Source organism: Bradyrhizobium sp. 31Argb, from assembly GCF_043638955.1.
Taxonomy (GTDB): domain Bacteria; phylum Pseudomonadota; class Alphaproteobacteria; order Rhizobiales; family Xanthobacteraceae; genus Bradyrhizobium.
Genome location: NZ_JBEGDB010000066.1, coordinates 1 through 24,666, shown reverse-complemented (window position 1 = coordinate 24,666; position 24,666 = coordinate 1). Strand labels below are relative to the sequence as shown.

General features: G+C 64.1%; 20 protein-coding genes and 1 pseudogene. 16 read left to right on the top strand and 5 right to left on the bottom strand.

Annotation, left to right across the window (positions count from 1 at the left end; all coding sequences use genetic code 11):
* The first annotated feature begins 39 nt into the window (after nucleotides 1-39).
* Nucleotides 40-1,263, top strand: a complete 1,224-nt coding sequence (locus AAFX91_RS15570; RefSeq protein WP_394567038.1) for a citrate synthase family protein — start codon at nucleotides 40-42, stop codon at nucleotides 1,261-1,263.
* Nucleotides 1,264-1,389: 126 nt separating this feature from the next.
* On the opposite strand, the gene AAFX91_RS15565 is transcribed toward AAFX91_RS15570, so the two are convergent.
* Nucleotides 1,390-2,049, bottom strand: a complete 660-nt coding sequence (locus AAFX91_RS15565; protein WP_394567037.1) for a DedA family protein — start codon at nucleotides 2,047-2,049, stop codon at nucleotides 1,390-1,392.
* A 282-nt stretch (nucleotides 2,050-2,331) separates the two neighbouring features.
* Between AAFX91_RS15565 and cobS the strand changes: the two genes are divergently transcribed.
* The 11 genes from cobS (at nucleotide 2,332) to AAFX91_RS15510 (ending at nucleotide 16,101) form a co-directional block, all read left to right on the top strand.
* The gene (cobS, locus tag AAFX91_RS15560) at nucleotides 2,332-3,330 is read left to right on the top strand and encodes a cobaltochelatase subunit CobS (RefSeq protein WP_130577697.1); all 999 of its coding nucleotides are present in this window, start codon (nucleotides 2,332-2,334) and stop codon (nucleotides 3,328-3,330) included.
* Nucleotides 3,331-3,511: 181 nt separating this feature from the next.
* Nucleotides 3,512-5,407, top strand: a complete 1,896-nt coding sequence (gene cobT / locus AAFX91_RS15555) for a cobaltochelatase subunit CobT (protein ID WP_394567036.1) — start codon at nucleotides 3,512-3,514, stop codon at nucleotides 5,405-5,407.
* 114 nt (nucleotides 5,408-5,521) lie between these two features.
* Complete coding sequence (locus AAFX91_RS15550) at nucleotides 5,522-6,610, top strand: esterase-like activity of phytase family protein (RefSeq protein ID WP_394567035.1); 1,089 nt, start codon at nucleotides 5,522-5,524, stop codon at nucleotides 6,608-6,610.
* Between the two features lie 85 nt (nucleotides 6,611-6,695).
* Nucleotides 6,696-7,652, top strand: coding sequence for a Bug family tripartite tricarboxylate transporter substrate binding protein (locus AAFX91_RS15545; protein ID WP_394567034.1), 957 nt, complete (start codon nucleotides 6,696-6,698; stop codon nucleotides 7,650-7,652).
* A gap of 70 nt (nucleotides 7,653-7,722) precedes the next feature.
* Entirely contained in the window at nucleotides 7,723-8,835 is a 1,113-nt protein-coding gene (locus AAFX91_RS15540) for an NADH:flavin oxidoreductase/NADH oxidase (RefSeq protein WP_130577698.1), read from the top strand.
* A gap of 149 nt (nucleotides 8,836-8,984) precedes the next feature.
* Nucleotides 8,985-10,085, top strand: a complete 1,101-nt coding sequence (locus tag AAFX91_RS15535; protein ID WP_130577699.1) for an LLM class flavin-dependent oxidoreductase — start codon at nucleotides 8,985-8,987, stop codon at nucleotides 10,083-10,085.
* A gap of 304 nt (nucleotides 10,086-10,389) precedes the next feature.
* Complete coding sequence (locus AAFX91_RS15530) at nucleotides 10,390-10,809, top strand: hypothetical protein (RefSeq protein ID WP_130577700.1); 420 nt, start codon at nucleotides 10,390-10,392, stop codon at nucleotides 10,807-10,809.
* A 186-nt stretch (nucleotides 10,810-10,995) separates the two neighbouring features.
* Nucleotides 10,996-11,250: a hypothetical protein gene (locus AAFX91_RS15525; protein ID WP_394567033.1), complete on the top strand. Its 255-nt coding sequence runs from the start codon at nucleotides 10,996-10,998 to the stop codon at nucleotides 11,248-11,250.
* A gap of 60 nt (nucleotides 11,251-11,310) precedes the next feature.
* Nucleotides 11,311-11,463 carry a hypothetical protein gene (locus AAFX91_RS15520; RefSeq protein ID WP_165421019.1) on the top strand — a complete coding sequence of 51 codons (153 nt, stop codon included), beginning with the start codon at nucleotides 11,311-11,313 and terminating at the stop codon, nucleotides 11,461-11,463.
* 83 nt (nucleotides 11,464-11,546) lie between these two features.
* Nucleotides 11,547-14,969: an acyl-[ACP]--phospholipid O-acyltransferase gene (locus AAFX91_RS15515; protein ID WP_394567032.1), complete on the top strand. Its 3,423-nt coding sequence runs from the start codon at nucleotides 11,547-11,549 to the stop codon at nucleotides 14,967-14,969.
* Nucleotides 14,970-15,138: 169 nt separating this feature from the next.
* Nucleotides 15,139-16,101 carry an alpha/beta hydrolase gene (locus AAFX91_RS15510; protein ID WP_394567031.1) on the top strand — a complete coding sequence of 321 codons (963 nt, stop codon included), beginning with the start codon at nucleotides 15,139-15,141 and terminating at the stop codon, nucleotides 16,099-16,101.
* A gap of 129 nt (nucleotides 16,102-16,230) precedes the next feature.
* On the opposite strand, the gene AAFX91_RS15505 is transcribed toward AAFX91_RS15510, so the two are convergent.
* Nucleotides 16,231-16,884 carry a helix-turn-helix domain-containing protein gene (locus tag AAFX91_RS15505; RefSeq protein WP_282530883.1) on the bottom strand — a complete coding sequence of 218 codons (654 nt, stop codon included), beginning with the start codon at nucleotides 16,882-16,884 and terminating at the stop codon, nucleotides 16,231-16,233.
* Nucleotides 16,885-17,142: 258 nt separating this feature from the next.
* Here AAFX91_RS15505 and AAFX91_RS15500 point away from each other — a divergent pair, with 258 nt between their 5' ends.
* Nucleotides 17,143-18,300, top strand: a complete 1,158-nt coding sequence (locus AAFX91_RS15500) for an acyl-CoA dehydrogenase family protein (protein WP_394567030.1) — start codon at nucleotides 17,143-17,145, stop codon at nucleotides 18,298-18,300.
* 350 nt (nucleotides 18,301-18,650) lie between these two features.
* On the opposite strand, the gene AAFX91_RS15495 is transcribed toward AAFX91_RS15500, so the two are convergent.
* Complete coding sequence (locus AAFX91_RS15495) at nucleotides 18,651-19,988, bottom strand: OpgC domain-containing protein (RefSeq protein ID WP_394567029.1); 1,338 nt, start codon at nucleotides 19,986-19,988, stop codon at nucleotides 18,651-18,653.
* Nucleotides 19,989-20,081: 93 nt separating this feature from the next.
* Between AAFX91_RS15495 and AAFX91_RS15490 the strand changes: the two genes are divergently transcribed.
* From AAFX91_RS15490 to AAFX91_RS15480, 3 genes are all read left to right on the top strand, one after another.
* Entirely contained in the window at nucleotides 20,082-20,258 is a 177-nt protein-coding gene (locus AAFX91_RS15490) for a hypothetical protein (RefSeq protein ID WP_282530553.1), read from the top strand.
* A gap of 111 nt (nucleotides 20,259-20,369) precedes the next feature.
* A complete protein-coding gene (locus AAFX91_RS15485; protein WP_282530552.1) occupies nucleotides 20,370-20,525 on the top strand; it encodes a hypothetical protein in 156 nt (51 codons plus the stop codon).
* A 297-nt stretch (nucleotides 20,526-20,822) separates the two neighbouring features.
* Complete coding sequence (locus AAFX91_RS15480; protein WP_394567028.1) at nucleotides 20,823-21,803, top strand: helix-turn-helix domain-containing protein; 981 nt, start codon at nucleotides 20,823-20,825, stop codon at nucleotides 21,801-21,803.
* Nucleotides 21,804-21,966: 163 nt separating this feature from the next.
* Here the strand turns inward: AAFX91_RS15480 and AAFX91_RS15475 are convergent, their stop codons facing one another.
* Nucleotides 21,967-23,166: an ABC transporter substrate-binding protein gene (locus AAFX91_RS15475; protein WP_394567027.1), complete on the bottom strand. Its 1,200-nt coding sequence runs from the start codon at nucleotides 23,164-23,166 to the stop codon at nucleotides 21,967-21,969.
* Nucleotides 23,167-23,495: 329 nt separating this feature from the next.
* Nucleotides 23,496-24,488: pseudogene (locus AAFX91_RS15470) on the bottom strand (phospholipase effector Tle1 domain-containing protein); the annotation flags it as partial.
* Nucleotides 24,489-24,666: the final 178 nt, after the last annotated feature.

Here is a 24,666-nt window from a genome sequence, read left to right as displayed (position 1 = left end):
CTCTCGACAGATTGATCAATCTTGATTAGCTTAATCAAGATGAAAAAATCCGATGGCCTTTACCTCTCCGCCCGCGAGGCAGCGGCCGAGCTCGCGATCTCCCCGGCTACGCTCTACGCCTATGTCAGCCGCGGCCTGATCCGCTCCGAGCCATCGGCGGATTCCCGCAGCCACCGTTATCGCGCTGAGGATGTGCGCGGGTTGAAGGAGCGCCGTACCCCGTCGCCGGAGCCGCGGGGCCTGCGCAGCTTCGATGCCGATCTGCCGGTGATGGACTCGGCGATCGCGACGATCACAGAGGACGGGCCGATCTACCGCGGCGTGAACTGCGTCGATCTCGCCGAGAAAGACACGCTCGAACACACGGCGACGCTGTTGTGGGACGTGACGGGCGTCGATCCCTTCGCGCCGGGCAACTGCCCGTTCGTCTCGGACGAGATGCGTGCCATCGCGGAGGCCGCGCGCCGCGCCGCACCGATCGACCGTGCCATTGCCGTGCTGGCGCTGGCCGCAAGCGCCGATCCGCGTGCCTTCACCCGCGCGCCAGACGGCCGCGCCATGGTCGGCGCGCGCATCGTCAGGCTGCTGGTTGCGACCATGCTGAACCGCGAGCCGTCGTCCGAACCGTTACATGTGCAGATCGCCGACGCCTGGGCGGGCGACAACAAGCATGCCGCCGACCTGATCCGCCGCACGTTGGTGCTGCTCGCCGATCACGAATTGAATGCCTCGACCTTCACGGCGCGCTGCGCCGCCTCGACCGGGCTCAATCTCTATGACGCCGTCATCGCCGGCCTCGCCGCGCTGAAGGGTCCGAAGCACGGCGGCGCCGGCGTGCTGGCGTCGCGGCTGGTGAAGACGCTCGTCGACCAGGACGTCGAACCCGTGATCCGCGAGCGTGTCGCGCTCGGCGAGCGCTTCGCTGGTTTCGGTCATGGCGTCTACCGGCGCGGCGATCCTCGTGCGCAGTCGCTGTTGGATGCGCTCGCGCGCACCGGCGCCGCGCGCAAATTCACCAGGGAGGTTCCGGAGCGGATCGCGGAGGCGACCGGCGAGTTCGTCAATATCGACTATGCGCTGGCCGTGCTGGTGCACAGCCTGCGGCTTCCGGTCGGCAGCGAACTCGCGCTGTTCGCGATGGCGCGCAGCGTCGGCTGGATCGCGCATGCCAGCGAGCAATTGCAGCGCGGCCGGCTGATCCGCCCGCGCGCACGATATGTCGGGCCGGCGCCCGGACGCAGCGCGGCCGCCAAAACCATTTGAGATGCGCAGCCCGGGTGGAGCGCCAGCGTAACCCCGGACCGCCGGCGACCATTGATAGGGATGTCCCCGGTTGCGCGGAGCCTGTCATCGGGCGCGCGTTCGCGCGACCCGTTGGCTCCACCCAGGCTACGTGCCGGACTTTGCCGCTGGCTCGATCACGCCGCGCCGGCGGCGGATGATCCAAAGCACCAGCGTCAGGATCAAGGCGCCGCCGATCACCGCCAGCATCCAGATATGCTTGCCGACGTGATGGTGATACGGCAGCCCGCCATACTCATGCAGCGCCGAGATCGCGAGCACGCCCGGCAGCACATGCACCGGCGCCCAGAGCAGGACCGCGGGGATATTGACGCTGTAGAAGCGCACCGGCGGCATATCCAGCGCGCCGGCGGTGAGCGGCACGAAGGCGCGGAACGGCGGCACGAAGCGCGCAAAGAACACCGCGAGCGTGCCCCAACGGTGGAAGAATGCCTCGCTCTGCTCGATCAGGCGCGGATAGCCGGACAGCGGCCATGCGCTCAGAATCTCGCGCTGGCGGCGATGGCCGATCCAGTAGGCGGAGCCGTCGCCGAGCAGGGCGCCTGCGGCGGTGGCCGCCAGCACGGGCCAGAGCTTCAGCTCGCCGCCGGGGATGAGCGCGCCCATCGCCAGGATGATGGTCGAGCCGGGCACCAGCGACCCCCCCACCGGAACCGCCTCCAGAAAGGCGGCCAGAAACAGCGTCAGATAGGCAAGCCACGCATGGGCCGAAACGAAAGTGATCAGGGGGTCGAGGAATGTGGTCACAAAATTCCCGCAGCTCACGGTCTTGCCTGACCTCCAGAGCTAACAACTCGCCTCCGGCGTGGAAAGGGATCGCGGCGCGCCCTCGCGGCAAAGTGCAGCACGATTCGCAGGGCAGCCCTCCAAAAACCGCGTCCAGCACCTATCTTTATGAAAGGACAACGGAACTTTGATCGCGCCGCGGGCTTCTGCCGGCGGTTGCACTCTGCTAGGCTTGTGCAGAGCACCCAATCCGCAGCCAAACGAATAATCTGGTTTCGGGATTCCCGGGACCTCGGAGGACGAATGACGACCGCCGCCCAGACCACATTGGAAGACACCGTCGGCTTGCCCGACATGAAAGTATCGGTCCGGCAGGTGTTCGGCATCGATAGCGACCTTGAGGTGCCGGCCTATGCGGAAGTCGACCCGCACGTGCCGGAGGTTGATGCGGATTACCGCTTCGACCGCGCCACCACGCTCGCGATCCTCGCCGGCTTCGCCAGGAACCGCCGCGTGATGGTCACCGGCTATCACGGCACCGGCAAGTCGACCCATATCGAGCAGGTTGCAGCGCGGCTCAACTGGCCCTGCGTGCGCGTCAATCTCGACAGCCATATCAGCCGTATCGACCTGGTCGGCAAGGACTCCATCGTGGTCCGGGACGGCAAGCAGGTCACCGAGTTCCGCGACGGCATCCTGCCCTGGGCGCTGCAGCACAATGTCGCGCTGGTGTTCGACGAGTATGACGCCGGCCGGCCTGACGTGATGTTCGTGATCCAGCGCGTGCTGGAGGTCTCCGGCCGGCTGACGCTGCTCGACCAGAACAAGGTGATCAAGCCGCATCCGGCGTTCCGTCTGTTCGCGACCGCCAACACGATCGGCCTTGGCGACACGTCGGGCCTCTATCACGGCACCCAGCAGATCAACCAGGGCCAGATGGACCGCTGGTCGATCGTCACCACATTGAACTACCTCGCCCATGACGAGGAAGTCGAGATCGTGCTCGCCAAGGCGAAGCACTATCGCAGCCAGGAAGGCCGCGACATCGTCAACAAGATGGTGCGGCTCGCCGATCTCACCCGCAACGCCTTCGCCAATGGCGATCTGTCGACGGTGATGAGCCCGCGCACGGTGATCACCTGGGCGGAAAACTCCGAGATCTTCGGCGATATCGGGTTTGCCTTCCGCGTCACCTTCCTCAACAAGTGCGACGAGCTCGAGCGGCCGCTGGTGGCTGAATTCTATCAGCGCTGCTTCAATGCGGAGCTGCCCGAATCCGCTGTCAACGTAGCGCTCAGCTAAGGACCGACGATGTCGTCCCGGACAAGCGAAGCGCGATCCGGGATCTCCCGAGCGAGCGCTCGCGCTCGTCGCGATAACCCCAGGACGTGGTTGTTGCGAAGATTGGGGCCGCCATCGCGCTCAACAACTTCTTCCTGTGGTTATAGGTCCCCGCCTTCGCGAGGACGACGGTGAGATCGAGATGACCATTTCCAACTCGAAATTCCGCGGAACGAAGGAAGCGCCGACCGAGCCGTTCAAGCGCGCGGTGACCTCGTGCCTGAAGGCGATCGCGAAGGCGCCGGAGCTCGAAGTCTCCTTCGCCGCCGAACGCCCGGGGCTTGCGCCCGGCAAGGCGCGACTGCCGGAGCCTGCGCGCAAACTGACCAAGCGTGACGCCGCGATCGTGCGCGGCCACGCGGACTCGATCGCACTGAAGCTCGCCTGTCACGATCCCAAGGTGCATCGCAAGCTGATCCCGGGCAATCCGCAGGCGCGCGGCGTGTTCGAGGCGGTCGAGCAGGCGCGCGTCGAGGCGATCGGCTCGCGGCGGATGGCGGGCGTTGCGAAAAACCTCAACGCAATGCTCGACGATCATTTTCACCGCGGCAAGTATGACGAGATCACCGACCGCGCCGATGCGCCGCTGGCGGATGCGCTAGCGATGCTGGTGCGCGAGCGGCTGACCGGACTGGCGCCCCCTCAGGCTGCGCGCAAGATGGTCGACCTTTGGCGCCCGCTATTGGAAGACAAGATCGGCACGCGGCTCGATAAACTGGCGCGATTCACCGAGGACCAGGCCAGGTTCGGCGACCTCGTGCATGATCTGTTGTCAGCGCTCGACCTCGGCGACGAGCGCGACATGGACTCCGACGAGGACGACAACCAGGATGAAAATCCGGATGGCGAGAGCGATCAGTCCGGCGCCGAAGGCTCGCCTGATTCCGATGCCGCGCAGGAGATGAGCGCCGACCAGGCGCAGACGACCTCGGAAGAGATGTCCGAGAGTGCGATGGAAAGCGCGCAGGCGTCCACCAGCGACACCTTCGACGACGGCGAGCTCGGCGACGACGAAACGCCGGGCGAGGCGACGCGGCCGAACACGCGTGGCGGCAACGAGCCGCGCGGTCCCGAATATCACGCCTTTGCACCGAAATTCGACGAGATCGTCGCGGCCGAAGACCTCTGCGACCATGACGAGCTGGAGCGCCTGCGCTCCTATCTCGACAAGCAGCTCGCGCATCTGCAGGGCATCGTCGCGCGGCTGGCCAATCGGTTGCAGCGCCGCCTGATGGCGCAGCAGAACCGCGCCTGGGAATTCGACCTCGAAGAGGGGATTCTCGATCCCGCGCGCCTGTCGCGCGTCGTCACCGATCCCTATCACCCGCTGTCGTTCATGCGCGAGAAGGAAGCGACCTTCCGCGACACCGTGGTGACGCTGCTGCTCGACAATTCCGGCTCGATGCGCGGCCGTCCGATCACGGTCGCCGCCACCTGTGCGGATATCCTCGCGCGCACGCTGGAGCGCTGCGGCGTCAAGGTCGAGATCCTCGGCTTCACGACGCGCGCCTGGAAGGGCGGGCAGTCCCGCGAAGCCTGGCTCGCCGCCGGCAAGCCGCCGAATCCCGGCCGGCTCAACGATCTCCGTCACATCATCTACAAGTCAGCCGACGCGCCGTGGCGGCGGGCGCGGAAGAATCTCGGCCTGATGATGCGCGAGGGCTTGCTCAAGGAGAACATCGACGGCGAGGCGCTGGACTGGGCGCACAAGCGCCTGCTGGCGCGTTCCGAGCAGCGCAAGATCCTGATGATGATCTCCGACGGCGCGCCGGTCGATGATTCCACGCTGTCGGTCAATCCCGGCAACTACCTCGAGCGGCATCTGCGCCACATCATCGAGGAGATCGAGACCCGCTCGCCGGTCGAGCTGATCGCGATCGGGATCGGCCACGACGTCACGCGCTACTATCGCCGCGCCGTCACCATCGTCGATGCCGAAGAACTCGGCGGCGCCATCACCGAGAAGCTCGCCGAGCTCTTCAGCGAGACTCACGGCCCTGCTCCCGCGGAACGCCGGCCCAGGCGGCTGCATTCTTGAACATCATGACATGACGCGCCGCGCCAACGGATCGTCTCATCCCGAGGAGCGGCGTCGCCGCTGCCCCTCGGACGACGAGGAAGCTGCCGGGCCTCATGGTTCGAGACGGCGCGAATGCGCCTCCTCACCATGAGGGATGGAGATCTTTCCCGCCGCCGCTTCCTGGGCATCGCCGCGGCGGGTCTTGCGACCACGGCGCTGCCATCCGCGGCGCGCGCGCAGACCGTTCTCGAGCCGCCGACGAAACCGATCCTGCCGAGCGAGTCCACTGTGGCGGCGCCGGTCTCGATCGATGTCAATGCGCGGCTGCTGGCTTCCTTCGACATCCGCGACCGCGCGCATGTCAGGTTCGGCGCGCTGGAATATCGCAGCGGATTGGTGCTGACCTCTTCCTTTCGCGGCTTCGGCGGCCTGTCGGCGCTGCGGCTCGACGCAAAGGGCGAACGCTTCATCTCCATCAGCGACCACGGCAGTTGGTTCACGGGCCGTATCGTCTACAAAGGCCGCGAGATGACGGGGCTGGCCGATGTCGAGGCGGCGCCGCTGCTCGGCCCGGACGGCAGGCCGATCACCACGCGCGGCTGGTACGATTCTGAATCCATGGCGCTCGACGGCTCGTTGGTCTATGTCGGGCTCGAGCGCGTCAACCAGGTGCTGCGCTTCGATTTCGCCAAAGGATTCACGCGCGCGCGTGGCGAGGTGGTGCCGCTGCCGCCGGCCGCGAAACGGCTCCCGAACAACAAGGGGCTGGAGGCGCTGGTGTTCGTGCCGCAAGGGCTGCCGCTGGCGGGAGCGCTGATCGCGATCTCTGAGCGCGGCCTCGATGCGCGGGGCAACATCATCGGCTTCCTGGTCGGCGGCAAGACGCCGGGGCAGTTTTCCGTTCGCCGCACCGACAATTTCGACATCAGCGACGCGGTGCTGCTGCCCTCCGGCGACCTGCTGCTGCTCGAGCGCAAATTCTCCTGGGTTGGCGGCGTCGGCATCCGCATCCGCCGCGTAGAGCTTGCGTCCGTGATGCCGGGCGCCGTCCTCGACGGTCCTTCGGTCTTCAACGCCGATCTTGGCAACGAGATCGACAACATGGAGGGCATCGACGCCCACACCACGGCCGAAGGCGACACCGTGATCACCATGATCTCCGACGATAATTTCTCGATGATCCAGCGTACGCTCCTGCTGCAGTTCACGCTGGTGGAATAGGAGACTGGTTTCGGGGTTGGCAAACCCGGCGGCCAGCGGAACGGTTCTTGCAGCGCCGCGGCGTCAATCGAAATCGAGAGCCATGATGCGCAAGTTGTTTTCCATTCTCATCGCCGCGAGTTTGTTTGCCGCAGTTGCACAGGCGGAGACCTGGCCCTCGCGCCTGATCAAGGCGACGATCCCGTTCGGCGCGGGCAGCGCCACCGATGTGGTGCCGCGCCTGGTGTTCGATCGGCTCTCGGCCGAGCTCGGCCAGCCCTTCGTGATCGAGAACCGCGCCGGCGCTGGCGGCACGCTCGGCACCGGCCTCGTCGCCAAGGCGGAGCCTGACGGCTACAACGTGCTCGCGCATTCCTCGGCGCTGACCATTGCGCCGGCAATCTTCCCGAATCTTTCTTTCGATGCGACCAAAGACCTTTCATCCGTGCTGATGATCGGCTCCAGTGCCAATGTCATGATCGTGCCGAAAGAGCGGCCCTGGAAGACCATCCAGGATTTCATTGCCGACGCCAAGGCGAAGCCCGGCTCGATCTCCTTTGGTTCGGTCGGCGTCGGCAGCGCCGTGCATATCAGTGCCGAAAAATTCCTTCTCGCCGCCGGCATCGAAGGCACCCACGTGCCCTATCGCGGCGGTCCCGAAGTGATTGCCGACATCCTGGGCGGGCGCATCGATCTCTATTTCTGCCCGCTCGCGACCGCGCTGCCCCTGATCCGCGACGGCCAGGTGAAGGCGCTGTTGGTGTCGACGCCGAAGCGCGCCGCCGATTTGCCCGATGTGCCGTCTCCGTCGGAGATCGGTTTGACCGGCGCCGACAGCATGAGCTGGTTCGGGATCTTCGTGCCGGCGAAAACGCCGCGCGACATCGTCGACAAATTTCACGCTGCAGGCATGAGGGTGTTGAATGATCCGGCGACGCAGGCAAGCCTGAAGAAGCTCGGCGTCGAGCCGATGCCGATGACATCAGACCAGATGGACGATTTCATCAAGCGCGAGACCGCCGCTAACCTGGAGTTGATCAAGGCGGCCGGAATCAAGCAGTAGCTGACAGCTTGAGACGGGGCCGGGGCGTCGCTAGATGAAAGGGCAGTTTCCCTCCTATCCGGATCCCCACATGAGCGCCCTGTTTTCCCCGATCGAGCTGCGCGGCCTGAAATTACCCAACCGGATCATGGTATCGCCGATGTGCCAATATTCGGCAGAAAACGGCGAGGCCAATGACTGGCATTTCACGCATATCAACATGCTGGCGCTATCGGGCGCGGCGATGTTCTGCATCGAAGCCACGCATGTGGAGGCCATCGGCCGCATCACGCCCGGCTGTCTTGGTCTCTACAACGACGCCACCGAAGCCGCGCTGAAGCCGATCCTGGCCTCGGTGCGCAAACATTCGAAAGCAGCGGTCGCGATGCAGCTTGCGCATGCCGGCCGCAAGGGATCGAGCCATCGACCCTGGGATGGCGGGCAGCTGATCCCGCTGTCCGAAGGCGGCTGGCAGACCGTGGCGCCATCGGCCGTTCCGCACAAGGAAGGCGAGGCGGCGCCGCTCGCGTTGGACGAGGCCGGGCTCAAGCGCATCCGCGACGATTTTGTGACGGCCGCCAAGCGTGCCGACCGGCTTGGCATCGACGCGCTCGAACTGCATGGCGCGCACGGCTATTTGATGCATCAGTTCTTGTCGCCGATCTCGAACAGGCGCACCGACCAGTATGGCGGTTCGCTCGAAAACCGCATGCGCTTCCCGCTTGAAGTGTTCGACGCGGTGCGTGCCGCATTCCCGGATCGCAAGCCCGTTGGCATCAGGGTGTCGGCGACTGATTGGGTCGAGGGCGGCTGGGACGTCGCGCAGACGATCGAATTCGCTAAGGAATTGAAGACGCGCGGGGTCGACTGGATCGATGTGTCCTCCGGTGGCGTTTCGCCATTGCAAAAGATTCCACTGGGCCCGGGCTATCAGGTGCCGCTCGCGCAGGCCGTGAAAGAAGCAACTGATGTCACCACCATGGCAGTCGGCCTGATCACGGATGCTAAGCAGGCTGAAGAGATCGTCGCCTCCGGCAAGGCTGATATGGTCGCGCTCGCCCGCGGCATGCTCTACGATCCGCGCTGGGCTTGGCACGCCGCTGCTGAACTCGGCGGACAGGTTGACGCACCGCCGCAGTATTGGCGTTCGCAACCGTCGACGCACAAGGCGTTGTTCGGCGCGACGACGTTCGGGGCGCGGTAAGTCTTCACCGTCATTGCGAGCGAAAGTGAAACGGCCATTCCGCTCTGCAATGACGAAAGCCACTATTCCGCCGCAACCGGGGTGAGTACTCTCGCTTGTGCATGAGATGCGACGGCAAAGTCGCACCAGAAACAAGCGAGAGGAAAGCCATGGAACTAGGATATTTCGCGATGCCCTCGCATCCGCCGGAGTGCGGATTGAAGGAGGGCCACGATTGGGACCTGCAGGTGCTCAGGTGGCTGGACGAACTCGGCTATCAGGAAGCGTGGATCGGCGAGCACCACACCGCGCCCTGGGAGCCGCATCCGTCTCCGGATCTGTTGGTCGCGCAGGCGTTGCTGCAGACCAAGAACATCCGCATCGGTCCCGGCGGCTTCCTGCTGCCCTATCACCATCCGGCTGAACTCGCGAACCGCGTCGCAATGCTCGATCATCTCTCCAATGGGCGGCTCAATTTCGGTGTCGCTGCAAGCGGCCTGCCGAGCGACTGGGCGATGTTCAATGTCGACGGCATGTCCGGCCAGAACCGCGACATGACGCGCGAAGCGCTCGAGATCATCCTGAAGCTTTGGACCGACGATGCTCCGTGGACATACAAGGGCAAATACTGGACGGTGACGAAACCGGACACGATGTTCGATTTCCTCAAGCCCCACCTCAAGCCGAAGCAGGCACCGTATCCGCCGATCGGGGTCGCCGGCCTGTCCAAGAACTCTGACACGCTGAAGCTGGCGGGCGAGCGCGGCTTCATCCCGATGAGCCTCAACCTCAACCCGGCCTATGTCGGCAGCCACTGGGATTCGGTGGAGGCGGGCGCAGCGAAGACTGGTCGCAAGCCGAGCAGGCAGGATTGGCGATTGGTGCGCGAAGTCTTTGTCGCCGACACCGACGAGGAAGCCTGGCGTCTGTCGACCGGCGACATGATGGGGCGGATGATGGGCGAGTATTTCCTGCCGCTGCTCGGTCACTTCGGCTTCAAGGACTATCTGAAAGCCACGCCCGACGTGCCGGACAGCGACGTCAACGTCGAATATTGCGCCCGCCACAACTGGATCGTCGGCTCGCCCGCGACCGTCACCGAGAAGATCGAGAAGATCTATCAGGAAGTCGGCGGCTTCGGCGTGCTGCTCGTGTTCGGATTCGACTACAAGCACAAGCCGGAAGCCTGGCACCACTCGCTGCAACTGTTGAAGCAGGAAGTGCTGCCGCGGCTCAAGCATCTCGGCAGCGAGTTCGGCCGCGCAGCGTAGCAGAAGCGATCGCAGAGCATAGCGTGGGCAAAGCGACTACATCCACCGCAGCTCACCACAAGTGACGATGAAAGCGTGCCCACCATTGCGAGCGGAATGCTCGATGGTGGGCACGCTGCGCTTTGCCCACCCTACGAGAGCTGCGAGTCTGCAGAAAATCGATAATCGCGGTAACTAATCGCCGTTATCAGCGCAATTTGCGGTGAACATGGGCCGCCGACATGTGCAGCGCCACATGCGAACGGTATCTTTCACGCTATCGGAAAGAGGCGTAGCCTGATCATTATCATGGGGGATCGGCACGATGCGGTCCCGCGTACGAAAGTTCGCCCATGTTCTCGAGCGCCTTGGCCTTGCCATGGCGGGAGCCGCGAGCGGCCTGTTCGTGGCGGCCCTTGTCGGGTCAGGCATCTCTGCCTTTACGTCGCAGGGATTTCTTCTGCTCATGATGATCTGCGGCGCAATCGGCTTCTATCTCGGCATCGACACGCCGCCACTGCCATTCCAGCCGCCGAGCGATCAATCCTCGCGCGGGAATATCGATGCGGCGGAATTCATGAGTGCGGTCGGGACGTTTCTTGCGGCACTGGTCGCCTTCGTCTCGGTGGTCCTCATCGTGCTTCGCATCGAGCCGCATGTCGCCTGGACGGTTGCGATCATGATCGGATGGGTGTTCGGCGTCGCCATGCAGATTGTCGCCGGCACGATCGCGCGTATGCGCTAGGTCGAAGCTGCCGACGGGGCTCGGATGCATTAATTGTATATAATATCAATGACTTAATTTCTGAAGCGGCGGCTGCCTGTCGATCGGGCATGTGCGCTTTCGGTCCTTGCGAAGATATTTCTTGAGCGACGCTCATTTTCGCGCTATAAAATGAGCATTGCTCAAATTCATCCGGAGGCCGCTCACATGGAAACACTTGCCCTGCAACTGACCCGGCAACTGACCACGACCTTCTTCGAGGATGTCCTCAAGTCCGTCCTGGAATTTGGCAGGTCGATCGCCCGCGTCATCACCGCGCCGATCAATCGTATTGCCAACGCCTGCGACGTTGCCGGCGTGCTCGAACGCCGCCGGTTTGCAGCACAGATCCGGCGTCGTGCGCGGCAAATGCAGCGTCCCCGCGGGCGCTGGCCGTTCGGTTCGCTCAGCGAGCTCACCTGAGACGGCCGAACGGTCCAATTCGCCTCGATTGCGGAGCCGGTTCCTAACCAAGAAATCACCATGCTCCGCATTGTCGCCGGCCAACATGGCCGCACCACAACCAGGCACAAGGTCTCGTACATCTTTGCCGTGCATGGTCAGCCGATGCCGCGACTTGCGACGTCGAACCGCGAGGCAATCAAGAACACTAATAGCAACGGCATCACTGCTTAACTTTCGCTTTTCCTGACCCCGATAACCCCAAAACGAATTTTACAAGGCCAAGGACTTTCGGCCGAACTGCCCAGGAACCGGTTATGATCAAACAGTTGATGTCGTCCCGCCGTTTCGCGCCATTGTTCTGGGCGCAGTTCTTCTCGGCCCTTAATGACAACGTCCTGAAGAACGCGCTGGTCATCATTCTGCTCTACGGCGCGACCGCCGGCGAGAATGCGTCGCTGGTAACACTTGCCGGCGCCGTTTTCATCTTTCCCTTCTTCGTATTGTCGGCGCTCGGCGGTGAGCTCGCGGACAAGTATGTGAAATCGGTCGTCGCCCGGCGGCTGAAATTCCTCGAGATCTTTGCTGCCTGCTTTGCGGCGGCCGGCTTCTTCCTGCATTCGGTGCCGCTTCTGTTCGCCGCGCTGGCGCTGTTCGGCACGGTCGCAGCGCTGTTCGGCCCGGTGAAATACGCGATCCTGCCCGACCAGCTCTCGGTTGGCGAGCTCGCCACCGGCAACGCGCTGGTCGAAGGTGCAACTTTCCTGGCAATCCTGATCGGCACCATCGCCGGCGGCCTGTTCGTCGCGGGCGCGAGCCACATGGGCTGGATCTCGCTTGCCGTGGTCGGCCTGTCCGTCCTGTCCTGGGCGTTCGCCGCGCGCATTCCCGCCACCACGCCGTCCGCACCCGAACTCGCCATCACCGCCAATCCGTGGACGTCCACGGTGCGGCTGCTCAAGTCGCTCTATGCCGAGCCACGTCTGTGGGACGGCATGGTGATCGTGTCCTGGTTCTGGCTCGCCGGCGCGGTCGTGCTGTCGCTGCTGCCCGCGCTGATCAAGGAAGGCGTTGGAGGCACCGAAGGCGTCGTCACTTTGTGCCTTGCGACCTTTGCGATCGGCATCGCGACCGGCTCGTTGATTGCGGCACAGCTCAGCCACGTCAGGCCCAATCTCGCGCTGGTGCCGATCGGCGCCATCATCATGGGCGTCGTTGGTCTCGATCTCGCCGCGGTGATCGGCGCGACCGTGCCGGGCAACGGCGTGACCGCGGCAGCGTTCGCGACCTCGTTTGGCGGGCTGCATATGCTGGTCGGCTTCTTCCTGTTCGCCATCGGCGGCGGCCTGTTCGTGGTGCCGGCGTTCGCCGCGGTGCAGGCCTGGACCGCGCCATCGGAGCGCGCCCGGATCATCGCGGCCGGCAACATCCTGCAGGCCGGCTTCATGGTGGTGGGCTCGCTGTTCGTCGCGCTGCTGCAATATGCCGGGCTTTCGATCGCCTGGATCTTCTTCGGCCTTGCCGTCGCGAGCTTCGGTTCGGTGTGGTTCGTGCTCAAGAAGTGGGGCAAGGAGGGTGTGCGCGACTTCGGCGCCTTGCTGTTCCGTGCGCTGTTCCGCGTCGAGGTTCGCGGCATTGAGAATCTGCCGCCCGCGGGCACGCGCATGCTGATCGCGCCCAACCATGTCAGTCTGGTCGACGGCCCGCTGCTGCACGCGACGCTGCCGATCGACGCCAGCTTTGCCGTCGATACCGGAATTGCGAAAACGTGGTGGGCCAAGCCGTTCCTGAAAATGGTCCGCCACATCACCGTCGATCCGACCAAGCCGCTCGGCGCGCGTGACCTGATCAAGCTGGTCGCCTCCGCTGAACCTGTCGTGATCTTCCCCGAAGGCCGGCTGACCGTGCATGGCTCGCTGATGAAGGTCTATGACGGCACCGCGATGATCGCCGACAAGGCGGATGCCGTGATCGTTCCTGTCAGGATCGAGGGCGCGCAGCGCTCGCATCTGAGTTATCTCAAGAACGGCGAGATCAAGCGCTCCTGGTTCCCGAAGGTGACGATCACGATTCTGCCGCCGGTCAAGCTGCCGATCGACCAGTCGTTGAAGGGCAAGGCCCGTCGTAACGCCGCGGGCGCTGCGCTGCAGGACATCATGATCGAGGCCATGGTGAAGAACGCCATGCTCGATCACACCCTGTTCGAGGCGCTTGCCCATGCCCATCGTGACCGCGACACCGGCAAGGTGGTCGTTGAGGACGCGCTGGGCACGAAACTCACCTATCGCAAGCTCATCCTTGGTGCACAGGTGCTGAGCCGCAAGCTCGAGCAGGGCACTGCCATCGGCGAGAACATTGGCGTGCTGCTGCCAAACTCGGCCGGCGTCGCCGTCGTCTTCATGGCGCTGCAAACCATCGGCCGCGTCCCGGCGATGCTCAACTTCTCCGCTGGCCCCGTGAATGTGCTCTCGGCGATGAAGGCGTCGCAGATCAGGACCGTGCTCACCTCCCGCGCCTTCATCGAGAAGGGTAAGCTCGACAAGCTGATCGCGGCGATCGCTCCTGAAGCGCGCATCGTCTATCTCGAAGACATCCGCGCGACCGTCAACGCGCTCGACAAGATCCGTGGCCTCTTGGCCGGTACCGCGCCGCGTGTCGCGCGCAGGGCGGATGATCCCGCCGTGATCCTGTTCACCTCGGGCTCGGAGGGGACGCCGAAGGGCGTCGTGCTCTCCCATCGCAATATCCTGGCCAACGCGGCGCAGGCGCTGGCGCGGGTCGATGCCAATGGCAACGACAAGGTGTTCAACGTGCTGCCGGTGTTCCATTCGTTCGGACTTACGGGTGGCATGATGATGCCATTGCTCGCAGGGATTCCGATCTTCATGTATCCGTCGCCGCTGCATTACCGCATCGTGCCGGAACTGATCTACCAGACCGGCGCCACCATCCTGTTCGGCACCGATACGTTCCTCACCGGCTATGCCCGCTCGGCGCATGCTTACGACTTCCGCACGCTGCGGCTGGTGCTGGCGGGCGCGGAGGCGGTGAAGGACCGCACGCGGCAGGTCTATATGGAGCGCTACGGCATCCGCATCCTCGAAGGCTACGGCGTCACCGAGACCGCACCGGTGCTCGCCATGAACACGCCGATGGCGAACCGCCCCGGCACCGTCGGCCGCCTGTCGCCCCTGATGGAATACCGTCTCGATCCGGTCCCCGGCATCGAGGAGGCCGGCCGGCTCTCGGTGCGCGGGCCGAACGTGATGCTCGGGTACTTGCGCGCGGAAAATCCGGGCGTGCTGGAGAAGCTCGTCGATGGCTGGCACGACACCGGCGACATCGTCACCATCGACGCCGCGGGCTTCATCGCCATCAAGGGCCGCGCCAAGCGGTTTGCGAAGATCGCGGGCGAAATGGTGTCGCTGTCGGCGGTGGAAGCGATGGCGTCCGCGTTGTGGCCGCAGGCGATCTCGGTCGCGGTCTCCATTCCCGATGCGCGCAAGGGCGAACGCATCGTGCTCCTGACCACGCAGCGCGATGCTGAGCGATCTGCGATGCAGCGACAGGCCAAGGCGACAGGCGCCTCCGAGCTTGCCGTGCCGGCCGATATCCGCGTCGTCGACAAGGTGCCGCTGCTCGGCTCCGGCAAGACCGACTATGTCGCGGCGATCGCGTTCGCCAAGGAACTCGCTGCCGCGGCGCCGCCGCCAGCAGAGCCGATGGCCGACGTGGCGTAACATCGCTGCGAGTTCCGTAGCCCGGATCGAGCGCAGCGAAATCCGGGCCGCTCGATCCGACGCGACGGGATGAATCCCGGATTGCGCTGCGCTCCATCCGGGCTACGATTCGACCAAACAACAATGATGCCGGCCAACAAAACGCCGGCCGGAACTCCGGAGGAACTCGATGCCTCTCCCGCTTGATCCCGTGATCGAGAAGATCATCCCGCTGCTGCCGCTGCGCGATCCAAAGGCCATGACGCCGCAGAGTGCGCGGCAGCAACTGCGCGATCTCGCTGCCGCGCGCGCGGCGATCCCGCCGCCGCTGGTCGAGCATGTGAAGGATATCAACGTGGCCGGCGGCGCAGGTCCGCGGCCGGCGCGGGTCTATCGCAACGGCAGCGGGACTGCACCAACGGTCGTGTTCTTCCACGGCGGCGGCTGGGTCGCGGGCGACCTCGAGACCCATGACCGGCAGGCGCGCAACCTTGCCATCGAAACCCGCGCGGTGGTGGTCTCCGTCGACTATCGCCGCCCGCCGGAGACGCGTTTCCCCGGCGCGTTCGAGGATGCCTTTGCCGCGGCGCGCGACGTGGTCGGCCGCATCAAGGAATTCGGCGGCGACGTAGCTCGCGTCGGCGTCGCCGGCGACAGCGCCGGCGGCAATCTCGCAGCCGCCAGCGCGCTCGCCTGCCGCGATGCCGGGATCAGGCTCGCCGGCCAACTGCTGGTCTATCCCGTCACCGACGTCGTCGGCAATTTCGCCGACGCTGCGGAGAATGCGCGGTTTCCGTCGCGGGCCGAGAATGCGGAAGGATACTTCCTGTCACGCGCGGTGATGGAGTGGTTCTGCGGCCATTATCTCGAAGAGCGCGCACATGGCGTGGATTGGCGGGTCTCGCCGCTGCGGGCGAAGGAGTTGAAGGGCGTCGCACCCGCCGTTGTCACCACCGCCTGGTTCGATCCGCTGCGCGATGAGGGCGTGGCTTACGCCAACGCGCTGCGCGAGGCCGATGTGCCGACCACGCACCATGACGGGCAGGGCCTGATCCACGGCTATTTCGGTCTCGTCGACGCCTCCGAGGCCGCACGAGCCGAGGCGCAGCGCGCGCGGGTGGATTTCAAGGCGCTGCTCGACAAGGGCGCGTAGAGCATGATCCGGAAAAGTGGAGACCGGTTTTTCCCCCGCGACAAACGCGAAGCGTTTGCGCGGAGATCATGCTCAAACAAAAAGATAGAGCGGGATGACGATTCGAAGAAAAGTCGTCGCGCTCTAGCATCAGCCGACGGCGCGTACGCCTTTCGCGAATGGGCTCAAGCCCAGCCATTGCTGCATCGAGCGGGCGATCGCCTTGTCGCCGGTGAGCTCGATGCCGCCGTTTGCCACCTCGCGCTCGAGCGTCGAGATCCCCATCCACACCGCGGTCATCGTGCGCAACGGGCACGTCACATAGAGATCGACCTCGTAGCCGGGATCGGTCAGGCAGAGGTCGACGATGGCGCCGTCGATCACCAGCCACCAGGATCTGCGGTCGCCGGACAGCTCCGGATAGATGAACTCGATGGTGCAACGGCGCGGCGGCAACGGCTCGGGGCGCAGATTCCGCCGCATGTCCCACATCAATAGCGACGGATCGAGATTCTTCAGCGACAGCGAGGACTCGACCCAGCGCTGGGCCCAGAAGCCGAGCGACATGATCACCTCGCGCAAATCCTCGCCGGCCTGCGTCGGCCGATAGTCCATCACGCCCGGTTGGCCCGATGGCGTCACACTGATCAGCCCGGCCACCTCCAGTTCCTTCAGCCGCTTCGACAGCAGCGAGGGCGACATCCGCGGCACGCCGCGCCGAAGGTCATTGAAGCGCGTGGTGCCGCATAGGAGCTCGCGCAGCACCAGCACGGTCCAGCGGTTGCAGACGATCTCGGCTGCCATCGCGACCGGGCAAAACTGCCCATAGCTTCCGCGCTCGGTCCTGTCAGGCAATCGGCCTCTCCTGAAATGCGGTAGTACAGATATGCTAGCGCGGACCCGGCGCCAGGCCGGAAGACGCGGCGGAAAATGTAAGCAATTCAGACGTGCTCTCGCCCCTCTCGGCGGTCACGGCGTCGCAGTACAGTTCCTGAACTGGAGCGTCCTTTGCGGCGGAATTAGGCTCTCCCACGGTGGATATTCTCAACGATGGAGAGTGTCATGAGCAGCAACGCAGCACACAGTCTCGATGCGTCAAAATCGCGCAGCGCGGTCGAGATCGCAGAGGAGCTTGGCCCGGTCGTCGCGCGGCGCGCCGAGCAGCAGACGGATGAGGACAGGTTCGTCGCCGAGGATTTCGCCGACCTGAAGGCCGCAGGCCTGGTTGAGGCCGGCGTGCCGGCCGAGCTTGGCGGCGGCGGCGCCGATGTCGACGAGCTTGCCGAGATGCTGCGCACGCTGGCCCATTACAGCGGCTCGACTGCGCTCGCCTTCTCCATGCACACCCACCAGGTCGCGATTCCCGCCTGGCGCTGGAAGGTGCAGAAGGCGGCCCCCGTCGAGCCGCTGCTCCGGCGCATCGCCAATGAGCGCATCATCCTGTTGTCGAGCGGCGGCTCGGACTGGATCGGCGGCTCCGGCCGCGCGGAGAAGGTCGACGGCGGCTATCGCATCACCGCGCGCAAGGTGTTTTCGTCAGGCTCGCCCGCCGGCGACCTCATGATGACGACTGCGGTGCTGGAGACCGAAGGCGAGCCGGCGACGGTGCTGCATTTCGGCGTCCCCATGAACTCGCCGCATGTGAAGGTGCTCGACAATTGGCGCACGCTCGGCATGCGCGGCACCGGCTCCAACGATGTTGTGATCGACGGCCACATCGTGCCGGAGGCCGCGGTCGCGGCGAGACGCAAGGCCGGCGAATGGCATCCGCTGTTCCAGATCATCGCGACCACCGCGTTCCCGCTGATCTACTCGGTCTATCTCGGCGTTGCCGAGAGCGCCCGCGACATCGCGATCGCAACTGCGAAGCGTAAGACGCCGGACCAGCATGCGATCCAGCTCGCCGGCCGTATGGATACCGAGCTCGCGGCGGCGCGGCTCGCGCGTGAATGGATGCTGGCTGCCGTGCGTCTCAACGCGCCGTCGGCTGCGACCGTCAACCAGGTGATGATGGGCCGTCAGCTCGTCGCGCGGCATGCGATCGCGGCGGTCGAATATGCGATGGAGCTCGCCGGCGGCGCCGGCTTCTATCGCGCCACGGGGCTGGAGCGGCGCTTCCGCGACATCCAGGCGGCGCGCTACCATCCGCTGCAATCGGGCCCGCAGGCGCAATATGCGGGATCGATGGCGCTCGGTCTGCCGGTCGACCGGGTGTATTGAGCACCGCGTTGATGACGACAACTCGCGGTCGCGCCGCGTTCGTTGTCGCGAGGCAGGCAATCCGTCACGCCGCCGCCGGCGTCGAATGGATTGCCGCCGCACTCGCGCAACATATCATGACGACGGCCCATGCCGGCGCGACGTTTTCGCTTCTGATGTCAAAGAGCCGAGGGGACGCGCGCCGTCGTCCTCGCGGCGGAAGACGTCCGAGGCTTGCGGCCGTTTCACCCTCTTAAGGAACGAATCGTAGGGTGGGCAAAGCGAAGCGTGCCCACCGCCACGAGCCGAGTACGGAGGGTGGGCACGCTGCGCTTTGGCCACCCTACGCTTCTGATTTGCCCGCTGGGCAGTCACACTCCGCTGTCGTTCCCGCGAAAGCGGGGACCCATAACCACAGGTGATTGTTGTGGCGCGAGCAAGCGGTTGCGGCGGAGCAGACTACAAACGCTTGTGGTTAGGTGTCCCGAGTCCCGGCTACGCCAAGGCTTCGCTGCGGCGCGCAAGCCCGGGACGGCGGGAGAGGGCTCGGTCGGTTGCGTCGACCGTGGCTGCCTCCCGGTTTTGATCCTGATCGAGCTCAGCAGCATCGCGGCGACGATCATCACCAGGATTCCACCAAGGCTGAGCGCAATCTGCATTGCAAGCCCATCCGAGATGTCGAGCAGCGCCACGTGGCTGGCGAACGCCAGCAGAACGCCGAGGCAATAGATTGGAAGCGAGTTCGCGCCACAGCGTATCGCGCCGCGCATCACCGGCGTCGCCAGCCCTCGCCAATTGTGAGGCACAAACCATGCAGCCAAAACCGCACGAGCCAGAAAATGCAGCAGTCGCAATGGACTGAGATTCGATTTGTCCATTGGGAAAAGCAGATTCGTCAGGGTCTGCGGGAGCAGCGGTTCCAGCGGCTTGATGCTCGAGCTCAATGCGATGATCAGGCTGAAAACCAGATAGAGAACGGCCAGGACCAGCGCCGCGCGCGAGGTCACCCACGGCCGGAATCTGTTTCCCTCGATGACCCACCAGGCGCCAAGCACAAGCAGAAGCTGCCAGGCAAGGGGATTGAAGAACCAGACGTTGTGCGGCCAGGCGGGCACGGTCCAGCCGAAGACGTGCACGAGCCCATAAAGCAACACCGAGGCGCCAAGCGTTACGTTCGGTACGCGCAACAGCAGCCACAGAAGCGGCGCGAACAGGACGTGATAAATCACGAAAACCGGCAAGATGTCGGTGTTGACGGGACGGTATTGCAGGATCGCAGCGTGCGCGAGCGCCGCGCCCGGATGCTCCAACAGGATGCGCGTATTGGTCGCGTCGGCAAGATGGTCGCGGCCTGCAAGGTAAACCATGGTGACGCAAGCGAGCGTGAGCAGCAAAGATGCAGCATATATGTCCCATCCTCGCCGCAGCGAACGGCCGAGCACGCCGCTCCAGCCCTCGCGCTGACGCGCCCTGCCGTAGGCCAGCGCGCAGGTCACGCCCGACATGAACATGAATACTTCCGCGGCATCGCTGAAGCCGTAGTGGCGCAGTGTCAGCCAACTTCCGATGTTGTCGGGGACATGGTCAAGAAAAATGCACCATAGTGCGATGCCGCGGCAGGCATCGATCCGCAGGTCGCGGCCAAACCCCTCGAGTTCCGGCGGCGACTCGTCAGCCAATCGCTTCGAGATGTGAGTTCGATCATGCATCTGGTTACTCTGTCCAGCGTGCGAGCGCGCTCTCGGTCGGACACAGGTCGACGAGACAGCCGATGCGGTTACGAGGCCCGGCTATCGGATGGCTTGGGCTTCTTTCGTGGCGGGGCGGTCGTCCCCACCGCTAACCCGATCACCAGGGCCGGCAGGATCGCCGGCGTCGCAATTCGCTTCCCGGATTTCGTCGTTCGCAACCGGGATCAGAAGCTGCTGTCGCATTTCGGCGAGGCGGGCGCGGCAATATTCGCGGTAAAGCAGGTCTAATATGATGGACATGATCGAATCCTCGCTTGATCATCACCGTCGACATCCCACGCATTTCGCCCGCGGCCGAAAATGACCTGTGCCGGGGGAGTTGGTTTCCGACGAGATCTGATGACGATTTTCGCGCCGCCAAAGTACGAAACGAAATCGGTATCAGCGGACATCCAAGTGCTGCAGATCGATCTGCACCGCGGATCGTTGAGTTCGATCAATCGCGAACAACGTGGTAAAGCTGAACCAGCGCTTGCAGGCGCCGGCGATTTCTAAAAATCGGCGTGATGGCGGCAACGAGAAATAGAGTTGTCACGGCTATCTCTCCTTAAAGGAGATTTTTGACGTCGACTTTCGCAATAATATTATGGGTCTAATTTTCTGGCCGCCAAGTGAGCCAATTCACATCAGCATCGATCACGGGTGAGTGAGACTAGCAGGCGGACGCTGTGGTTTCTTGGACTGCTGCGCACCGCATAAACGAAGGTTGGTGCGCGAATTGCAAACTACACATGCCGGCATCATTGTTGGAGCACTTTATCCGAATGTTTTATCAACGCTGGGAGAGTGGCCATGTCTACCGGCGCAACCGATTTCGTATCGTATCGATTCTCGACGCGCGAGCTCCCGGAGCGGATTCGCATCCCGATGTGGCGCGAGAATTTTGGTCGAACCATAGTCCACGCCGATATCGAGCCTTCATCGGAGGTGCCGTTTCAGGCCGAAGCGACATTACACGCCCTTCAGGGGTTGCGCATGCTCTCCTTGAAGGGTTCAGCAATGCGCTTCAAGCGGTCGCAAACGAACATTGTTGATGGTGATGACTCGATCGGCCTCATCGTCAGTCTGCCCGGCAGGAGTCAGCTATCGCAGCGCGGCCAGGAGTTCGAGCTCCGCGGCGGCGATGCAACGGCGATTCTGCATTCGGAGCCCGTCGCTGTCACCTATCTGGAAGGATTGCAATTTGGTCTGGCCTTGCCGCGCGATGCGCTTGCGTCGCGCGTGACCGAGGTCGACGACCTCACCATGCGGCCGATTTGTCGCCGAACCGAAGCGCTCCGACTTCTCATGACTTATGTGAAGTTGGCATTGAAGGAGGACGCTCTAGCTGCCCCTAAGCTACGTGATGCGATCGTTAGTCACATCCACGATCTCGCGGCGCTCGCAATCAGCGAGCACGCTCCCTTGGGCGAGAGCAACGCGAGCGCAGTCATGGCTGCGCGCCACAGCGCCGCCCTCGACCATATCGCGGCGCACTTTCAGGACCCGGAGCTCACCCTGGAGGTGGTAGCCGATAGGCAGGGCATCTCTCCTCGTTATCTGCAGCGCCTGATGGCGTCATCCGGAACGTCGTTCACGGGGCGCGTGAATGAGTTACGGCTCCAAAAGGCGTTTATGCTGCTGTTCCAGCCCCACGACAGCGCGCGGCGAATTTCCGACATCGCGCTGGAAGTCGGCTTCTCGGATATTTCGCATTTTAACCGGCTATTCCGCGCCCGCTTCGGCGATTCGCCACGCCGCGTGCGCAGCGCCGGAGGGGGTAATGGTGCGTGACACGTGACCCCGATGCGCGGGTGCCGCGAGCAGTGCGGCGCTGGCGTCGCGCAACACTTGCATCTGTCGTAGGGTGGGCAAAGCGCAGCGTGCCCACCGCCACGAGCGGAGTGTCGATGGTGGGCACGCTTACGCTTTGCCCACCCTACGCGGCTGCGCTCACTCAATCATTGCCGATGGTTTCGCCGAACAGCTCCCAGGTTTCGCCATTGAAGCGCTGCAGGCGCATGGCTTCGATCGGGAAGTAATCGGTCGGTGATGTCCTGAGCTTGATGCCGGGCAGCAGCATCGGCAGCGTCACGTCGAGATTGGCGGCCTGCTTCATGATGTTCTCGTGCGTCAGCTCGTCGCCGCACTGCTTGAGCACCTGCACCGTTGCTTCCGCCACGACATAGCCGTAGACGATGAGCTGGTCCTGCATGTTGCCGTCAGGAAAATAGGTCTTCATGAACGCAAGCCATTCCTGGACGTCCTTGTCGTCCTTCCACTGTGGATCGTTCGGATCCTTCAGCGAGTAGGACGAGATGATCCCTTTCGCATGGTCGAAGCCGGCGGGCTTCAGCACCGAGGAGACCGAGGTCGAGGTCGCGGCCAGGAAGAACATGTCCGGCTTCCAGCCGATCTCGCCGACCTTGCGGATCGCCTGCGCCGCCTGTTTCGGGATCGCATGCATGAACAGCACGTCGGCGCCGGATGATTTCAGCTTCACGATCTGGCTGTCGATGGTCGGATCGGTGGATTCATAGGTCGCTTCCGCCACGATCATCTTGGCGTGCTCCGGCCCCAGCCCCTTCTTGAAGCCGTTGCCGTAATCCTTGCCGGCGTCGTCGTTCTGGTAAAACAGCGCGATCTTCGCGTCCGGCTTGTTCTTCAGCGCGTATTTTGCGTAGACCGCGGTCTCGGCCTGGTAGGAAGGCTGGAAGCCGATCGAATAGGGGAAGTGCTCGTGGTCGCCCCACAGCGTCGCGCCGGCGCCCACGAAGAGCTGCGGCACCTTCTTGTCGTTGAGATATTTGCGTACGCTCAATCCCGTCGGCGTGCCCAGCGGGTTGAGGATCGCGGCCACTTCCTCCTGCTCGACCAGCTTGCGGGTCTGCTCCACGGTCTTCGGCGGGCTGTAGGCATCGTCGAGGCTGATCAGGTTGATCTTGCGTCCGTTGAGGCCGCCCTTGTCGTTGATCATCTTGAAATAGGCGAGCTGGGTCTTCGCGATGACGCTGTAGGCCGAGGCCGGCCCGCTATAGGGCGAGGTCTGGCCGAGCCGGATCTCGGTGTCGGTCACCCCCGGACCATACTTCTTCTCCGCCGCGGCGGCCGCCGATGTCACGAGCGCCGCAATCGCGACGAGCGCCTGCCATTTCATTGTCTCTCTCCCTTGCTGTTGTTCTGCTTGTTGTCGGATCGAGCCCGCCGCACGCGCGGCGTGTCGATACGATGAGCAAACCAGCGGGCGGAGATCGTGACAAGCGCGCGGGCAGGGAGGTTGCGTCGCGGCGGATGCATGCGATTACCGGCGCATGCCGCGGGAAGGAATTACGCTTGCGCCCGTCATTCCGGGGCGCGCGAAGCGCGAGCCCGGAATCCATTTCGCCGTCTACGCCTGCGGCCCGATGGATTCCGGGCTCGTCCTTCGGACGCCCCGGAATGACAAGCGCGGTTTGCGGGTCGAGCCGGAGACGACGGCGCTACACCTCACGCCGCTTCCGGCGGGGCCTGCTCGGTCGGCGCTTCCGGCATTGGGAAGGTCTTGTACTGCTTCGGCAGGTTGATCGGCCGATAGTCCTTCACCGCGTCCATGCGCTTGATCACGGATTCGTGGATCACGGCATCATCAGGGATCAGCCGCGGCTCGGCGTCGGGGATGTAGAAGCCGAAATGCGATTTGCGCTCCGGCCATTCCTTGTAGGTGGCCTTCTTCGGCAGATATTCCATCATGCGCCAGCCCCAGGTCATCGGGTCGTGCATCTCGCCCGCGACGTCGGGCTTCACATAAGTGAACGGGCTGCCCCTGCGCTGCACGCCCCAGGCGAGCTGCTTCACCATCTGCATGTTCACCGTGAGCCCGGACTTCGTGGCCTCCTCTAACATCCAGAGCAGCGGATATTTCGACAGCGCGCTTTGCGCTTCCGGATAGCCGCCGCCGATGTCGCCATGCGCGCCGGCGAACCACACCTGCAGGATATCCTGCGGCTCGGCCTTCTCATCGGGGATGAAGCGGTTGCTGAAGAAGAGCTGCGGCTCGTCATACTTCTTCAGGCGGAACATGCTGCGCCGCTCGTCGATCGAGATCGCCTGGCGGAAGATCCTGATGCTCGGATTGTGCAGCGTGAAGGCAAGCTCTTCGAGGCTCGGCCAATAGAGCCGATCCGGCCTCGGCACGAAGACGCTTGCGACCGTATCCCAAACGCCGACGAAGCGGATGGTCGGCCAGCGCACGGAGAGAATGCGCGCGAACTGCGCCGCATTGTCGTAGCGGTCCTTCGGCAGCGGCCCGAACTCGTCGCTCGCCGGCCGTTGCAGCCTGGCATCCGTGCCCGCTTTGCCGTCATCGGAGAACTGCTTGTAGGCGGTGAGCCCGCTGCCGGCGAGGTTGACCTGTTCCGGCGAGATCAGCCCGATCTTGTGGATCAGCCCGGCCAGCACCCGCACGGTATAGGCGCCGCGCGAGAAGCCGAACAGGTAGACCGTAAGCGGTAAGAGCTCCCACGTCCGCAGTGATCAGCGGGCGCGTGCGTAGCGGATCGGCATCCAGTATTGGCGCAGCGCCTCGACGGCCGCTGGGATATCACCACCTTGAGGTCAGACCGTAGTGCAATCACCGGATCCCCCGAAGCGCCGCCAGCACCGTCGACAGGGTCGCCAG

What these genes read in the sequence shown, in the direction of transcription:
- AAFX91_RS15570 (WP_394567038.1), top strand. Translation starts at nt 40, where the DNA reads ATGAAAAAATCCGATGGCCTTTACCTCTCCGCCCGCGAGGCAGCGGCC.
- cobS (WP_130577697.1), top strand. Translation starts at nt 2,332, where the DNA reads ATGACGACCGCCGCCCAGACCACATTGGAAGACACCGTCGGCTTGCCC.
- cobT (WP_394567036.1), top strand. Translation starts at nt 3,512, where the DNA reads ATGACCATTTCCAACTCGAAATTCCGCGGAACGAAGGAAGCGCCGACC.
- AAFX91_RS15550 (WP_394567035.1), top strand. Translation starts at nt 5,522, where the DNA reads ATGCGCCTCCTCACCATGAGGGATGGAGATCTTTCCCGCCGCCGCTTC.
- AAFX91_RS15545 (WP_394567034.1), top strand. Translation starts at nt 6,696, where the DNA reads ATGCGCAAGTTGTTTTCCATTCTCATCGCCGCGAGTTTGTTTGCCGCA.
- AAFX91_RS15540 (WP_130577698.1), top strand. Translation starts at nt 7,723, where the DNA reads ATGAGCGCCCTGTTTTCCCCGATCGAGCTGCGCGGCCTGAAATTACCC.
- AAFX91_RS15535 (WP_130577699.1), top strand. Translation starts at nt 8,985, where the DNA reads ATGGAACTAGGATATTTCGCGATGCCCTCGCATCCGCCGGAGTGCGGA.
- AAFX91_RS15530 (WP_130577700.1), top strand. Translation starts at nt 10,390, where the DNA reads ATGCGGTCCCGCGTACGAAAGTTCGCCCATGTTCTCGAGCGCCTTGGC.
- AAFX91_RS15525 (WP_394567033.1), top strand. Translation starts at nt 10,996, where the DNA reads ATGGAAACACTTGCCCTGCAACTGACCCGGCAACTGACCACGACCTTC.
- AAFX91_RS15520 (WP_165421019.1), top strand. Translation starts at nt 11,311, where the DNA reads ATGCTCCGCATTGTCGCCGGCCAACATGGCCGCACCACAACCAGGCAC.
- AAFX91_RS15515 (WP_394567032.1), top strand. Translation starts at nt 11,547, where the DNA reads ATGATCAAACAGTTGATGTCGTCCCGCCGTTTCGCGCCATTGTTCTGG.
- AAFX91_RS15510 (WP_394567031.1), top strand. Translation starts at nt 15,139, where the DNA reads ATGCCTCTCCCGCTTGATCCCGTGATCGAGAAGATCATCCCGCTGCTG.
- AAFX91_RS15505 (WP_282530883.1), bottom strand. Translation starts at nt 16,884, where the DNA reads ATGGCAGCCGAGATCGTCTGCAACCGCTGGACCGTGCTGGTGCTGCGC.
- AAFX91_RS15500 (WP_394567030.1), top strand. Translation starts at nt 17,143, where the DNA reads ATGAGCAGCAACGCAGCACACAGTCTCGATGCGTCAAAATCGCGCAGC.
- AAFX91_RS15495 (WP_394567029.1), bottom strand. Translation starts at nt 19,988, where the DNA reads ATGCATGATCGAACTCACATCTCGAAGCGATTGGCTGACGAGTCGCCG.
- AAFX91_RS15485 (WP_282530552.1), top strand. Translation starts at nt 20,370, where the DNA reads ATGACGATTTTCGCGCCGCCAAAGTACGAAACGAAATCGGTATCAGCG.
- AAFX91_RS15480 (WP_394567028.1), top strand. Translation starts at nt 20,823, where the DNA reads ATGTCTACCGGCGCAACCGATTTCGTATCGTATCGATTCTCGACGCGC.
- AAFX91_RS15475 (WP_394567027.1), bottom strand. Translation starts at nt 23,166, where the DNA reads ATGAAATGGCAGGCGCTCGTCGCGATTGCGGCGCTCGTGACATCGGCG.